The following is a 15,058-nucleotide window of genomic DNA, read 5'->3' as shown; positions in this document are numbered from 1 at the left end:
ATATCTCTTGACAAGGACGGTAATGATTCATTCATGGCAATGACTGCCTAATTTAAAAAATCGCACCGCATTCACTCTAAAAGCCGGCGGATCCAAGAAATCGGGTGAAATTCCATACGGATTTGCAGCTCATTGAATTACCCGCTATTCATCATTCGATTACAGGCTTCATCACCCTAGTTATGGTATATTAGAGTGAAAAGTCGTTAAACTTTAACACTATGACGACGCAATATCCATTAGATATTTTTCAACTCCCGTTTGTTTGGCCGTCTTCTGTTTTTTCCGAAAGGCGTTTTGTTCATCCAGATATTTTGAAACACCCGTTTTCTTCGTTTTTTTGACCGAAGATTTCTTTACCGGTTCTTCAATATCCTTTACCTGACCTGCCTGCTCTGCGGCTTCACTCGCCGGAATGAACTCGCCCTCGATGGTTTTTTCGACTAAAGAACTTTGATCTTCAGTCACATCGGTCGTGAGCAATTCCTTTAGATACTTGGCTACGCCGGTCTCGTCACCGGCAGACGGAGCGCTTGTTGAGGCTTTAGCTTGGACCGTCAGCGATTGTTTTTTCACGTATTTGGCAACACCGCTCACTGCGGGGCCGTTTTTCGCTAAAAGCGACTGGTTCGTGATATATTTTGAAACACTGCTGAGCGCCGGTTTTTCCTTGGCTTTCTGTTCCTGAGTCTCCAGATATTTGGCGACGCCGCTTAAACTTGGTTTTACCGGAGCGCTTGCTTTTTGTTTCGACAAATATTTCTGCACTCCGCTGACAGGAGGCTTTTGGCTTGCCAATACTATCTGCCGGGCCAGATATCTGGCTACTCCGCTGGCAGGAAGGCGACTCTTCCAGACTTGCTCCTGCATTTGCAGATACCTTCCCACGCCGGTATCGGCTGGATCCATCGGCACCTCTTGAGATTCAAAATCGCTTTTGATTGCCGCTTGCGCCGCTTCTTTTTCTTTTGCCATCTCGGCTTCTTCTTTTTGGTATTTTGCAATCAGAATTTGAGCTGCCGCTTTTTTCGCCAATCGGTCCTGTTCAGCCTGATATTTTGCAACACCACTCAGTTTGACGAACGATCTTTCCGCCATTTCCAGTTTTTGCAGATATTTTGCGACACTGGTAGCTGCCGGCCTCTGTTTTGCCATGATAAGTTGCTGGGCCACATACTTGGCTACACTGCTGGCTTGCGGCTTTTCGCCCTCGATTTTCGACAGATATTTGGCAACGCGGGTTACCTTCACCTCATCCTTTCCGGCAACCGCCTTTTTCAAGAGATATTTTGCAACTCCCGTTGCCGGCTTGTTTTCTTGTTTTTTAAGATACTTGCTGACGCCGGATTCGATTGGAAGCCGATTCAAATATTGAGTAACGCCAGTCGAGCGGGAGCCGAGAGAGAGCTGACCGGCTCCTCCGGAGCCGGCTGAAGAGACTCCGGATAAAGCCAGGGATTCAGAATGAGTTTCTTGTGTCTGGGAGCGTTTGGCGAAGGGAAATAGGCCGTCGATGAAACCGATCAATCGGGTCTGATCCATTCATCACCCCCGGTTACGCATATACTTTTCAACTCCGGTTTTAGCTTCCGTTGCGGTGGTTTTTGTGCTCTCAGCCTGCTTCGCCATGTATTTCGCCACACCGGTTGCCGCTGAAGCAGTCGGCGAAGACTTTTGCTGCTTCTCCAGATAACGGCTCACTCCCGTGCCGGAGATTCGGTTAAGGTATTTGGCAACACCGGTCATGCCCCCGCCCGCTCCGGAAGAGCTGTAAGCGGCTCTGGACTCCCGCGTTTCCGGGGACGATTTTTTTCTGAACAGAACCACGCCGACCAAGGCGAGAACAATCAATCCAATAAGATAATTGGAGCTGGATTCTTCCTTCTTTTCGGCAGCGCCCGAAGCAGCGCCGCCCGACTCGCTTACACTCTTCTGCATGCTGCCGGCACTTGCTGAAGAAGACTGAGCATGTTGATAGGTCGGATCGTTATATAAAACTTTCGGCTGAAAATTAGCCGCCGGGTATTGCGAATCGGTTGCAGACGATGCGGCTGCAGTCGATTGGGCAGGCTTGTAATCGGGATCTTGATAAACCACTTTCGGCTGAAAGTCCGATGCAGGATAGTTGGTATCTGCGCTTGCCATGGAACTAGCCAATAGGAAAACGGCAAAGGTACCGGTTGTTATATTAATTATTTTCACGTTACTCACCTAATTTCTCGTGGATGTCGATTAGAGTTCCTTGCGCTCATGAATAGTTACCCAAAAACGCAAGGATCTTCTACCTGATAAAGGAATTTTATCCTTAATCTTTTTATTTTTGTAGCACTGCTTCCACGTTCTTTACAACATTTTCAACGGTGAAGCCGAACTCTTTAAAAAGCAATCCTGCCGGTGCCGATTCACCGAATCGATCAAGCCCGACAATACCGCCCTGGCTGCCGACATATTTCCACCAGCCGTCGCTGACGCCAGCCTCAACCGCTACTCGTTTGGTCACTGCGGAAGGCAGTACCGATTCGCGGTATTCGGCATCCTGAGCATCGAAAACATTGGTGGAAATCATCGATACCACACGGATTTTCTTGCCTTTTGCTCTTATTTCGTCGGCTGCTTTCAAGGCCAATTCGACTTCGGAGCCTGTCGCAATAATGATGGCGTCGGGCTGACCGTCGCTGTCGCTCAAAATGTAGCCGCCGCGGCTGATCGCCTGAATTTGATCGGCAGCGCGGGGAATGTGCGGCAGATTTTGACGAGAGAATACCAGTACCGATGGACCATCCTTGCGTTCAATCGCAGCGCGCCAGCACACTGCCGTTTCCACCGCGTCGCAAGGGCGCCATACCTGCATGTTCGGAATCATGCGCAACGTGGCGGTTTGTTCGATCGGCTGATGGGTCGGACCGTCTTCGCCGAGGCCGATGGAATCGTGGGTATAAACGAAGATCGAGCGGATCTTCATCAACGAGGCCATCCGCACGGCATTACGCGCATACTCGGAGAACATCAAAAACGTGGCGCCGAACGGAATCAGGCCGCCATGCAACGCAATGCCGTTCATGATGGCGGACATGCCGAACTCGCGCACGCCGTAATTGACATAGTTCGCATCCGGTTTATTGGCGCGCATGGGCTTGTAGCCAGACCACTCGGTCATATTGGAGCATCCCAGGTCCGCCGAACCGCCGAAAATTTCAGGCAGCAGCTTGGCATAGCCTTCAATGGAGGCCAGTGAAGAAAGACGGGTCGCCGTCGTTTTGGCCGCTTCGTTGACCGAAGCAACAAATTTGTCGGCATCGGCCGTCCAGTTGGATGGCAGATCGCCGGCCATGCGGCGCTCGAATTCGGCCGCCAGTTCCGGATGAGCCGATTTATAAGCGGCAAAGCGTTGATTCCATTCATTCTCGGCAGCGCCCCCTTTCGCTTTGGCATCCCAGCCGGCATAAACATCGGCGGGCACTTCGAAAGGACCGTGATCCCAGCCTATGGCTGCTTTGGTCAGGTTAATTTCCGCTTCGCCCAACGGCGCGCCATGGCAGGCGTGGCTGCCGGCTTTGTTCGGCGAACCGAAACCGATCGTGGTCTTGCAGCAGATCAATGTCGGTTTGTCGGTCATGGCATGCGCCATCTCGATGGCTTTGCCGACCGCGCCGGCATCATGGCCGTCCACGTCCGGAATGACATGCCAGCCATAAGCTTCGAAGCGTTTCGGCGTGTTATCGGTAAACCATCCTTCCACGTGGCCGTCGATCGAGATTCCGTTGTCATCCCAAAATGCAATCAGATTGCCCAAACCCAGGGTGCCGGCCAAAGAACAGGCTTCGTGAGAGATCCCTTCCATCAAACAGCCATCGCCCAGGAAAACATAGGTTTTATGATCAACGATGGTGTGTCCGTCGCGGTTGAATTGTGCTGCCAGTGCCTTTTCGGCGATCGCCATACCGACCGCATTGGTAATGCCTTGGCCCAAAGGTCCTGTGGTGGTTTCCACTCCCGGCGCGTAACCGTATTCGGGATGCCCCGGAGTTTTCGAATGAAGCTGACGGAACTGTTTTAACTCATCGATCGGCAAATCATAGCCTGTCAAATGCAGTAATGAGTAAATCAGCATGGAACCGTGGCCGTTCGAGAGCACAAAGCGGTCCCGGTTAGACCATTGAGGATTGGAAGGATTATGGCGCATATAATCGTTCCACAAAACTTCGGCAATATCCGCCATCCCCATGGGAGCCCCTGGATGGCCTGAATTTGCTTTTTGCACTGCGTCCATGCTCAAAGCGCGAATGGCGTTTGCTAATTCTCGGCGCGATGCCATGTTCTTCTCCTTTGTATTCTGTGATGTTGAGGTGTATCTGCCTAAGCATCAAACCGCTTGTTCCGATGCTTAACTGTGAATTAGTAAGAACGAGTGGTCATGGCCACTCGTTCATGATGGCATTACTCTAAGTTAGCGTGCCGTGATCTCATTTCTTCTTCAGGAATCCCTTTTTCGTGTATCACGTGTGAGATCGTCGCTTCTAAAAAGAATAATGTGGAAAGCTCGAAAACCGTTCCCATTGGCATACCGACTACTTTTCCGTATTGTTCGGCCTTGCCGATCTGGAAAACCGCGTCCGCCATATCACCGATGGTCGAGCTGCTTTTTGAAGAGATCAATACAATGTCCGCGCCTACTTTTTTGGCGCTCTTGGTAAATGCTATCAATTGTTCAGTCTCGCCGGAGCCTGAAATAATAATAAGCAAATCGCCGTTTTTAATGCTCGGCGTAACTATTTCGCCGACCACACTGACATCGTATCCCGCATGCACCAGTCTCATGGCAAAGAAATTGCCAACCAACTTTGATCTTCCTGCTCCCGAAACAAAAATACGCTTCGCTTTATCGAGCATTTGGGTCAGTTTTTGATCATAGCCAGGATCGGTAGCCCCAAGAATGCTTGAAATCTTTTCAATGATAAGCTGCTGATGCATATTTATACAGCGTCGACTAATTCGCGGATTTCACGGGCCGCATCGGAAGGAGATGGAGCACCGTAGATTGCAGCGCCTACCACGATAATGTTCGCACCGGCTCTGACGACGTCTTGTACCGTGGATTGTTTGATACCGCCGGCAACGGAAATTCTGACGTTCAGACCCAATCTTGCGATATCGTTCAAATCGCCGAATGGCGTATGGCCGGCAGCTTGTGCATCAAGACCGGTATGTACGCCCATGATGTGAGCGCCTGCTTCCGCGCAAGCACGTGCGCATGCGATTTTGTCTTCAACGTTGATCAGGTCGATTTGAGCTTCTGCTCCGTGCGCGTTGGCCGCTTTGATAACGCCTTTGCAAGTTGCAAGACCGGATACGCCCAACACAGTGCAGATATCCGCACCTGCCGCATAGAATGGAGTTGCTTCGTATTCGCCGGCGTCCATTGTTTTGAGGTCGACGAGCAACAATTTGTCCGGGAATCTTGCTCTCAATTCTTTAACCAGATTGATGCCGTTGTGTTTGATACAAGGTGTTCCGATTTCAAAGATATCAACGCTGGGTGCCACTTTTTCAGCCAGCGCAATGGTTTGATTGAAATCTAATGAATCTAACGCCATTTGTATTAATGGTCTTGCCATGATGTAAGCTCCAATGAGTTGTTATAGGAATGAGTTAATACCTCTTTTAAGCGGATGTAACTGTAAAGAGAAAGGGGAAAAATGTCAATGTCCGATGATTATCGGGCGTAAGACGGCCTGAGCGCAAGGATTTTGAACCATCCCCATAAATAATATTTATCAATGAGTTATTTGATTATTTGGAGCTACTGGAAAGGATGAATCCGTCCATATCGGGCGTAAATGCAGGTTTTGGAAATTCGCTTGCGGATGTTGTTTACTCGATCCATGGTAAAAAAATCCCTCCGTTTTCGCTTATGACGGACATCCGAAGGGTAGCACAAAACCGGCCTTTTATGAACGGCACAGAACGGTTACCAATTCTCTCCTCTTGATTGTAATTCCGGAAAAATCCGAAAAATAACGCTGAGATTGTTTTTTATCTGTCCGCTTTCTCATCAAAACGGCTTCGTCAATCAGGGACAACCTTGCGTTTGAAGCCGCGGCGCCATTCCGAAGCCGGCCAAGTCCGCTTCGATAATATATAATAGTAAGCGGCATTCTGCCCGACCCATTCGATAACACAATCTAGCCGAAAGGATCTTGCGATAAACAGATATTTCAACGAATATCGAACTTTCGAATTCGCAAACAAGCACGGGAGAATCATTTCGGCTTAACCAACCCTTTCCCTCAACGTCATCCTTTTAAATCTTTTTCTAATAGAGCCCTATGGAAGCTTTTACTAATATTCGTGCCCTCATCATCGATATGGATGGGGTTTTATGGCATGGAGATCGCCCGTTGCCCGGCCTGGCCGATTTCTTTCAGACATTGCGGAATGCCGGGATCCGTTTCTTGCTCGCAACCAATAACGCCAGCCTGACTCAAGAGCAGTACGTATTAAAACTCGCCGGCATGGGCGTAACGGTGGACCGGGATGAAATCCTGACTTCGGCGATGGCTACGGCGCGGTATCTGGCCGAACACACCGAACCGGCCAAAACTCGAGTGTTTGTCGTCGGCGAGGCCGGCTTGACGCAGCCATTGCTCGAACACGGCTTTATCCTGACCGGATTGTATGAAGTCGGCGACGGCAAGACCTCACGTGGCGCCGATGTGGTCGTCTGCGGCAAGGACAAGACGTTAACCTGGGACAAACTGGCGACGGCCACGTTAAACCTGCGGGCCGGCGCCAGATTTATCGGCACCAACGGCGATACGACATTGCCGACCGAACGCGGCGTGGTTCTCGGTAACGGCGCCATCCTGGCCGCGCTGGAAACGGCGAGCGGAGTGTCGCCCACGGTCATCGGCAAACCCGAACCGATCATGTACCGGCAGGCCATGAATCTATTGGGCTCCAGCCCGGACGAAACAGTGGCGATCGGCGACCGGCTGGAGACCGACATTCTGGGAGCCGTGCACGCCGGCATACGCAGTCTCATGGTGCTGTCGGGAATTTCCACGCTGGAAGACGCGCAAAAAGCCGATTACCAACCGACCTGGATCATGCCGGACATTCGTGCCATTACCGAAGCATTGCGGCGCTGACAGCGGCCACCTTAGCCGAACCAATATCTATATTGACTATGGAGGTTGAAACAAAGGATCGTTCCGTCATATAGTGCGGGTTATCGAACCCTCCTCCGTTTATCAGGAACTGTGGCCATGAAAAAATTCATCAATACCATCGACACGCTGCTGGACGACAGTCTCGCCGGCTTCGCCAAGGCCCATGCCGATATCGTCAAATTGAACCGGCAACCCCATTTCGTCAGCCGGTTGAATCCTGCCCGATCCGGTAAAGTCGCGCTGATTTCCGGCGGCGGTTCGGGACACGAGCCCCTGCATACCGGATTTGTCGGGATGGGCATGCTGGATGCGGCCTGCCCCGGCCAGATCTTTACCTCGCCCACGCCCGATCAGATGCTGGCTGCGGCACAGGAAGTCGAAAACGGCGGCGGCGTCCTGTTTATCGTCAAAAATTACGCCGGCGACGTGATGAACTTCGAAATCGCCGCGGAAATGCTGGAGTGTCCGCATGAAACCGTCCTGGTCAGCGACGACGTCGCTTTGCCCAAAACGCACAGCATCGGACGCCGCGGCGTGGCCGGCACCTTGATCGTGGAAAAAATCGTCGGCGCCGCGGCCGAGTCCGGGAAGGATCTGGCGGCCTGCAAGGCCTTGGGCGAGCGGATCGCGCAAAGCACCGCCTCGATGGGCGTCGCCTTGAGCAGTTGCACGGTGCCGGCCCTGGGCAAACCGACCTTCGAATTGAAGGACGACGAAATGGAAATGGGCGTCGGCATTCACGGAGAGCGCGGACGCGAAACGATGAACCTGCTTTCCGCTACCGAAATCGTCGACAGACTGGCCTCCGCCATCGACGAAGAACTGCAACCCAAATCCGGACAAGCCGCCTTGCTGCATATCAATGGGTCCGGTGCCACGCCGTTGCTCGAACTTCATCTGATCTACGGTCTGGCGCATCAATTCTGGGAGAAAAAAGGCATCAACATCGCCCGTTCCCTGGTCGGAAACTACACTACCTCGCTGGACATGGCGGGCTGTTCGCTTACCCTCAGCCTGATGGACGAAGAACTGATCCGGCTCTGGGATGCGCCGGTCCATACGGCGGCTTTAAGATGGGGATGCTGACCGCTGGGACAGCACATCTATAATCGAACAAATCATCAATTGCGCGGTTCTGGCCCCGGCGTCGATATGGCCTTTGGTTCTTTCTCCGAGGAAAGACGCGCGCCCTTTGGTCGCCACCATGTCCCGGGTCGACTCCATTCCCTGAACGGCGGTCTGCGCCAGGCTTTCCAGCAAGTCCGGCAGCGGAACGTCCGCCTCCGCCGAAGCCTGCAATTTTTCAGCGACGGGAATCAGCACGTCCAGCATGGTTTTCTCTCCGGCGCCGGCCCGGCCTCTTGATTTGACCGATTCCACGCCCTGAGAGAAAGCATCGGCAAAGGTTTTCAAAGCCATCGGCTTCCCCTTGGCCGTTTTGCTCATCGTGACGAACAGCGTGCCGTACAACGAGCCTGACGCGCCTCCGATCGTCGACATCAGGATCATGCCGATCTTCTGCAAGGCGGCCGCCCAATCGAGGCCGGCGAGCTCCGTACTTTGCTCGCTCAGGGCATGCAGGCCGCGCTTCAAGTTGAACACGTGATCGCCGTCTCCGATCTCCTGATCGAGTGCGGTTACTTCGTCGGCATTTTTGTCTATCGTTTCGTTGATGGCCCGGATGAAATCCGGCAATAAAACAGGCTCGATCTGCATGGTGAATGTCCTCCTAACGATGATGCGGAGTTCAAGAATAACTCGCTGCCTTTCTGCTGTCCAGCACCCGTTGCCCTATGGGCGGCGCTTCTCCCGCCGTTCGCTTGCCAGCCGCGCCTGACGAGTGATAATCTAAAACCGGGCGATTTCCCCGAGTTAATTCCGGCCGGGCCAGGCAGCGGAACGGTTCGACGGATGTTGCCGGCCGTTATAATTTGACCGAATTTTACCGCTAACCTCTCCCGATGCCATGACTGTTTTCTCTAACGATATCGATGTCCTTTGCATAGGCCATGCGTCCTACGACCTCGTCTTTTCGGTGCCGCATCATCCGGCCGAAGATGAAAAGATTTTCGCTCAAGGCTTTCTGGGCTGCGGCGGCGGACCTGCCGCCAATGCCGCGGTCACTGTCGCCAAACTGGGTTTCAAGGCCGCTTTCGCCGGTTATTTGGGTCATGATCTTTACGGAGAACGGCATCGGCAGGAACTGATCGAACAGGGAGTCGACACCCGCTTCATCGTCCGGGGCGAAGCGCCCACTCCGCTGTCCGCGGTATTGGTCAAGCCGGACGGCAAAAGAGCCCTGATCAACTATAAAAGCGAAACCCGGCCCCTGGCGGCGAATGCCCTGAACTTTTCCGGGATCGCTCCCGGGGCGGTCCTGCTGGATGGCCACGAGCCCCGGATATCGGTGGCTTACTGCCGCGAGCTTCGAACTCGACATATACCGACCGTGCTGGATGCCGGTTCTCTGCATGAAGGGACCGAAGCGCTTATGGGACTGGTCGACTACCTGGTCTGTTCGGAAAAATTCGCTCTTCAGGTAGCGGAAACGCTCGATCAGGCCTTGCATCGCCTGTCTGAAGCGGCCCCGGCCGTAGTCGTCACGTTAAGCGAAAGGGGCCTGGTCTGGAAAAAAGACGGCAAGACAGGCGCCCTGCCCGCATTTGCCGTAACCAGCATCGATTCGACCGGCGCGGGCGATGCCTTTCACGGCGCGTTTGCCGCGGCCGTCGCAACGGGCCGAGACTGGATCGCTACCCTGCGCTACGCCAGCGCCGCAGGCGCGCTGTGCTGCACAAAGATGGGCGCGCGTCCCGGACTGCCGTCAAAAGAAGAACACGCCGCCCTGCTCAACGAAGGGGCCGATTAGACCGGAGCGAGCCTCGGTTGCTGTTATAATATTCTTCCGCTCCGCTGCCGCGACATCTTTTCTTTATAACCAGCCGGGGCTCATTTCCAAGGAAAACCGTGAAAACAAGAAACAGACGAAGAGGATTGGTGGTAGTCAATACCGGCGAAGGCAAAGGCAAGTCTTCCAGCGCGTTCGGCATGGTTTTTCGCGCGGCCGGCTGGGGCATGAAAGTCTGCGTCATTCAATTCATCAAAGGACAATGGCAGACAGGGGAACAAAAAGCCGCGCAGCATTTCGACAATATCGAATGGCATGCCCTGGGCGACGGCTTTACCTGGGACACGAAAAATCCCGAACAGGACGTTAAAACCAGCCGGGAAATCTGGGAATTCAGCAAGCAAAAAATTCTTTCCGAAGCCTACGACGTGGTCGTTCTCGACGAGATCAATTATTGCTGCGGCTATCAGTGGATCTCCGGCCGGGAAATCGCCGATTTCATAAAAAACCACAAGCCCGCCTGGCTGCACCTGATCCTGACCGGACGCAACGCTCCCGCCGAGGTCATCGAGATCGCCGACACGGTCACCGAAATGACTCAGCGCAAACACGCCTACGAACAAGGAATCAAGGCCGAGCAAGGCATTGAGTTTTAACGCCGGCAACGACCGTTGATTCCTTTTCGTTGCCGTCTCCCGAACACGGGCTTTAACATCTTCCATTGCCGTTAGCCGGCAATTCGCATAGAATCTGTAAGGGAGTTTACCGCCGTGCCGGTAGCATCGATTCCAATTACAATCAATACGAGGAGAGATAATGTCTGAAACTAGCAAAATGTTGTGGGCGGTTCTGGGCGCCTTTGCTATCGGCTTTATAGTGGTCGGCCTGAGCAAACAGGAAGAATCGCCCGAACAAAAAGAAGCCGCTTCGATGATCAGAAATTACGTAACGATCCAGTCCATGGCCAATCAGAAATGCCCTGAAGCCATCCTGAAACAAACTGGCGAAGAAGTGTATTTCCCTTCGGAAACGGTAAGCGACAAGGAAACCTACATCACGCTGAAATGGGTCGGCGAAAAAGGCTTCAAAAAAGCCTCCTGTACCGTCTACGGCACGTTGGGCGGCATCTCCGAATTGATCATTGACGACAAGGTCATCATCAAGAAAAAAATATAACGCAATTGCCACTGGCTGGAGTCTTCGGGAAAGCGCTCCAGCCAGTAATAAGCCTGAATACCGATAAAAAAATCTCCTCCGCCCGGAGGCCGGTTTTCAAGACGATTGATTCCGAGCGCCACTGGCCGTCCCTTCCGGATGGGAACGCAAGCCGGAGCTTAATCCTTCACAATAAAGCTTCCGGAAATCATTCCCATCGCACAGCTCCAGCCGATGGTGCCGTTTTCCCTGGGCAGGAACTCCACGATTTGCAAACCCGGTTTCAAATCGATCGTTCTCTTCAAATCGGGAACGACAATCTGTTGATTGCAGAGAGACAACTCCTTGACGTTGAGTATCCATTTGACGGGAATATTTCTTTTCAACGTATAACGGTCCGGAACATACCGGTAACTTTCCACTTCGGTATAGATGACCTGATACCCTTCCTGAAGATGAAACGGGCTTTCAAGTGCATTTCCGCCGATTGCGCTTATCAATACCGCCGATTTCTCCGAAATTTTTGCCAGCAGGGAATTCGCGTCGTAGCCCGTGCCGGAAAGCAACAGGCTTCTGTTCAGCATGACGCTCCCCATCAGCATGATCACCATCCCGGATATTTTTAGCAGACTCCGGGTGGCGTTTGCGGTCATCAGAGAAGACAGCAAACCGAAGGCGAACATGATCGGCAAGGTGCCCAAGGCAAAAACCGCCAACAATGCCGCTCCGTAGGCCGGACTGCCTATTCCGGCCGCCATGATGTACATGGCCTGCAAGGGTCCGCAGGCGATCATAAGACCGTTCAACAAGCCGATCATCAGAGGATTGGAGGTCTTTCTGCGTTTTTCATTGAGACGGTAAATCAAAAACCTGGGCAATCGGATGTGAAAACGCCTCAGGCCCGAAAACGTGTCGAGCAAACTCAATCCATAGACGATTAAAAATACCCCCGCCAGCGCCATCGCAACGCTTTGCATGTCGGTGGTAATATTGACCGCACCGCCGAGAAAACCGAACAGAGCGCCGAAGGCCGCGTAAGAAACGGTTTTGCCGAAGCCGTAGGCAAGATGGCTTGAATAAGAAGGCCCGCCTGTCCGGGCGCCGTCTGCGGCATAGCTCAGCACAAAGCCGCCGCACATGCCGATGCAATGAAAACTGGAAAGAACGCCGATCAGAAAAATGACGCCGAAGCCGGCCTGTTCATTCAAGTCGGTGAAGGAAACATCGAGCCGAATCCACCGGTTTAACTGCAATAACAGGATAATGCCGGCCAGGGCCGTCAATATCAGAACGGTGCGTTTTAGAGAGCTTGCGCTTTTTTTGGAGGCGGCGGCCTGAATGCAGTCGTAACCGGTGGCCTTGACGGCCGCGCATACCGTTTTTAGCGAAGTCACTTCCGTATTGACATCCAGAACAAGACTGCCTGCCGCGAAATCGGCTTTTGCCCGCGCCACTCCGGGCAGACCGGCCACGGCCGTTTCAATGTTGTTCTCGCAGTCAGTGCATTGCATGCCGGAGACGGAGAGCCGGTACTGTTTGATTCTGGTCATTCAATATTAATACATATAAATTCTTTAATAGACGATTATTTTTCAATTCGGTTCATTGCTCGTCGCGTGCCGGCACCGGGCAAGCAGAGTCTCGATGACGGCGCCCACCGGGTAGTCTGCTTCGAGCAGCGACAAGAAAAACGTTCGGTCTACAGGGAGTTCCAATCTTTAAACTTATGCCTTTACGGGAAGAGCATTATCGCGAAAACGCCGGCAGTCAGGCAAGATGGCGGAAGTTTGCCGGGATGATACCGCCCAACCCGGCGCAAACGTCATCACGCGGCAGGAGAAGGACGCATTCAACCGGTCGATTCAGGGGGGACAGGAGGTCTGGCCTCAGAGAAGACGAAGCCTCGGGTTTTCTTTGAAAAAGAGGGAGAAACTAGGCTTCCAGAACGACCGCCGAACGCAGTTTTTTCATTGCGTTTTGTTCCAGTTGCCGGATTCTTTCTGCCGATACGTTGTAGCGCTCCGCCAGTTCATGCAAAGTCGCCTTCTTGTCGGCCAGCCAGCGGCTGGAAAGAATGTCCAGGCTCCGTTCGTCCAGTTCGGACAGGGCTTCCGTGAGCAAGTCCTGCTCGTGCCCGGACCAATCGGCATTTTCCAGTAATTCGGCCGGATCGGCGCCATGCTGCTGAAGATAATGATTAGGCGCCACCGCGCTTTCCTCTTCGGACTCATCGACCGGCAAATCGAAGGACACGTCGCGGTTGCCCAGGCGCTGTTCCATTTCGTAGACCGTGCTGAGTTCGACGTCAAGATCTTTCGCAATGGCTTTCGCCTCGTCGGCGGACAGCCAGCCGACGTCTTGCTTGAATTTACGTAGATTAAAAAACAGTTTCCGTTGGGCCTTGGTCGTGGCCACTTTCACGATGCCCCAGTTTTTGATCACATACTCGTGAATTTCGGCCTTGATCCAGTGCACTGCAAACGATACCAACCGGACACCGACGTCGGGATCGAAACGCTTGACCGCCTTCATCAAGCCGATATTGCCTTCCTGAATGATGTCGGGCATGGGCAAGCCGTAGCCGCTATAGCCTCGCGCAACATGCACGACAAAGCGCAAGTTGCTCAGCACCAACTGCCGGGCCGCTTCCAGATCGCCGTGATCCCTGAACCGCAAGGCCAGCTCCCGCTCTTCTTCGGACGTCAACCGAGGCATTTGCCTGACGGCAGTTAAATAAGACTCGAAGGTTCCCGTCGACAAATTAACAGGTAAGGCTAATGCATTGCTCATAGATGAACCTCTATAAAATGAACCGGATTAATTCTAGCACTCGATGGCTAAGAGTGCTAATCATTTTGCAAGTTCAAATTTTCTATTCGGGTTTCAGTTGGCGGAGTTGATACGTCAGGACCAGCCATGAAGCCAGTACGCTCAGTCCGGAGGAAATGGCCAGCAGAGCCATCGTTTCGGAATAATTCAGAAACAGCAGATGAAAAGAACCTTCATAAAGCAGGGAAAGATCTTCGACCGCCAGCCACAAGACCAGCATGATCACCGTCACGATAAACCAGGCCAGCACTCCGGAAGAAAAGCCGATCCAGAAGCCGGTGTAAAGAAAAGGCCGGCGAATGAAGGCATGGGTGGCGCCGACCAGCTTGGCGATAACAACTTCATCCCGGCGGTTGTGCAGCTCCAGACGAATCGTATTGCCGGTCACGAACAAGACGCCCGCTCCCAGCAACAAGCTCAGGGAAATCATGCCTCTTCGCGCCAGTTTGATGATGGCATGAAGACGGTCGAACCATCGCCTGTCCGTTTGAGCGAAATCCACTTCCTCCGACTTCTGAAAATGACGCACCAGGTCGTCAAGCGCCTTCGGGTCATCCATCGTGCTTCTGGGCAGAACTTCGAGAACGATCGGCAACGGATTGATTTCCAGGTTATCGATCGCTGCACCGAATCCGCTGTAAGTCTGGAACTCCTTCAGGGCCTGCTCCTTGCTGATCACTTTGACTTCCTGAACATCGGGATTTTTTCTAATATCGGATGCCAACTCCCCGGCTTTCGATTCGGACACTTCGTCCTTGAGAAACAGCGAGATTTGATTGGTGGTTTCGATGTTGCCGGCCAGTTGCTGCAAATTGACGACCAGCAAATAAAAACTGGCCGCCAGAGAAATCGCAATGGCCAGGACGCCGACGGTCAACAGCGACGTAAAGGGCGCATCGGCCAGCCGACCCAGGCTGGAAAACAGGCTGTGAGCGTGAAGATCGCGGTAGGCCTTGAATTTATCGATCAGATTACCGCCGGCCTTTTTCGTCTGTCCGCCTTCTTGCCTTTTCTGGCCCACCTCCTGCCTGATCTGTTGTTTTATTCCATGTTTCAT

General features: G+C 52.9%; 14 protein-coding genes. 5 read left to right on the top strand and 9 right to left on the bottom strand.

The features are described 5' to 3' along the window. Positions 1-219: 219 nt before the first annotated feature. The 5 genes from A3OW_RS0120975 to hxlA form a co-directional block, all read right to left on the bottom strand. The gene (locus A3OW_RS0120975) at positions 220-1,542 is read right to left on the bottom strand and encodes a hypothetical protein (protein WP_020565421.1); all 1,323 of its coding nucleotides are present in this window, start codon (positions 1,540-1,542) and stop codon (positions 220-222) included. A gap of 3 nt (positions 1,543-1,545) precedes the next feature. Beyond that, a complete protein-coding gene (locus A3OW_RS28370; protein ID WP_198291347.1) occupies positions 1,546-2,202 on the bottom strand; it encodes a hypothetical protein in 657 nt (218 codons plus the stop codon). A 112-nt stretch (positions 2,203-2,314) separates the two neighbouring features. Beyond that, complete coding sequence (gene tkt, locus A3OW_RS0120965) at positions 2,315-4,315, bottom strand: transketolase (RefSeq protein ID WP_026223795.1); 2,001 nt, start codon at positions 4,313-4,315, stop codon at positions 2,315-2,317. Between the two features lie 122 nt (positions 4,316-4,437). Next, positions 4,438-4,971, bottom strand: coding sequence for a 6-phospho-3-hexuloisomerase (hxlB, locus tag A3OW_RS0120960; RefSeq protein ID WP_020565418.1), 534 nt, complete (start codon positions 4,969-4,971; stop codon positions 4,438-4,440). Between the two features lie 2 nt (positions 4,972-4,973). Continuing rightward, positions 4,974-5,615, bottom strand: coding sequence for a 3-hexulose-6-phosphate synthase (gene hxlA / locus A3OW_RS0120955; protein ID WP_026223794.1), 642 nt, complete (start codon positions 5,613-5,615; stop codon positions 4,974-4,976). 711 nt (positions 5,616-6,326) lie between these two features. On the opposite strand from hxlA, the gene A3OW_RS0120950 reads away from it, so the two are divergent. Beyond that, the gene (locus tag A3OW_RS0120950) at positions 6,327-7,148 is read left to right on the top strand and encodes an HAD-IIA family hydrolase (protein WP_026223793.1); all 822 of its coding nucleotides are present in this window, start codon (positions 6,327-6,329) and stop codon (positions 7,146-7,148) included. 117 nt (positions 7,149-7,265) lie between these two features. Further along, entirely contained in the window at positions 7,266-8,255 is a 990-nt protein-coding gene (gene dhaK, locus A3OW_RS0120945; RefSeq protein WP_020565415.1) for a dihydroxyacetone kinase subunit DhaK, read from the top strand. Here dhaK and dhaL read toward each other — a convergent pair. Next, complete coding sequence (gene dhaL / locus A3OW_RS0120940) at positions 8,238-8,885, bottom strand: dihydroxyacetone kinase subunit DhaL (protein ID WP_020565414.1); 648 nt, start codon at positions 8,883-8,885, stop codon at positions 8,238-8,240. The two genes, dhaK and dhaL, sit on opposite strands and share 18 nt — an antisense overlap. 250 nt (positions 8,886-9,135) lie before the next feature. On the opposite strand from dhaL, the gene A3OW_RS0120935 reads away from it, so the two are divergent. The 3 genes from A3OW_RS0120935 (at position 9,136) to A3OW_RS0120925 (ending at position 11,193) form a co-directional block, all read left to right on the top strand. Continuing rightward, positions 9,136-10,038, top strand: a complete 903-nt coding sequence (locus tag A3OW_RS0120935; RefSeq protein WP_020565413.1) for a carbohydrate kinase family protein — start codon at positions 9,136-9,138, stop codon at positions 10,036-10,038. A 98-nt stretch (positions 10,039-10,136) separates the two neighbouring features. Beyond that, positions 10,137-10,673 carry a cob(I)yrinic acid a,c-diamide adenosyltransferase gene (cobO, locus tag A3OW_RS0120930; RefSeq protein ID WP_026223792.1) on the top strand — a complete coding sequence of 179 codons (537 nt, stop codon included), beginning with the start codon at positions 10,137-10,139 and terminating at the stop codon, positions 10,671-10,673. Positions 10,674-10,833: 160 nt separating this feature from the next. Further along, a complete protein-coding gene (locus A3OW_RS0120925; RefSeq protein WP_026223791.1) occupies positions 10,834-11,193 on the top strand; it encodes a hypothetical protein in 360 nt (119 codons plus the stop codon). A gap of 158 nt (positions 11,194-11,351) precedes the next feature. Here A3OW_RS0120925 and A3OW_RS0120920 read toward each other — a convergent pair whose 3' ends face one another. The 3 genes from A3OW_RS0120920 to ftsX form a co-directional block, all read right to left on the bottom strand. Next, the gene (locus tag A3OW_RS0120920; RefSeq protein WP_020565410.1) at positions 11,352-12,722 is read right to left on the bottom strand and encodes an urease accessory protein UreH domain-containing protein; all 1,371 of its coding nucleotides are present in this window, start codon (positions 12,720-12,722) and stop codon (positions 11,352-11,354) included. A gap of 382 nt (positions 12,723-13,104) precedes the next feature. Then, complete coding sequence (gene rpoH, locus A3OW_RS0120915; protein ID WP_026223790.1) at positions 13,105-13,962, bottom strand: RNA polymerase sigma factor RpoH; 858 nt, start codon at positions 13,960-13,962, stop codon at positions 13,105-13,107. 82 nt (positions 13,963-14,044) lie between these two features. Beyond that, complete coding sequence (gene ftsX / locus A3OW_RS0120910; protein WP_020565408.1) at positions 14,045-15,058, bottom strand: permease-like cell division protein FtsX; 1,014 nt, start codon at positions 15,056-15,058, stop codon at positions 14,045-14,047.

Source organism: Methylosarcina fibrata AML-C10 (assembly GCF_000372865.1).
GTDB classification, from domain to species: domain Bacteria; phylum Pseudomonadota; class Gammaproteobacteria; order Methylococcales; family Methylomonadaceae; genus Methylosarcina; species Methylosarcina fibrata.
This window is presented reverse-complemented; position numbering and strand designations above follow the sequence as displayed.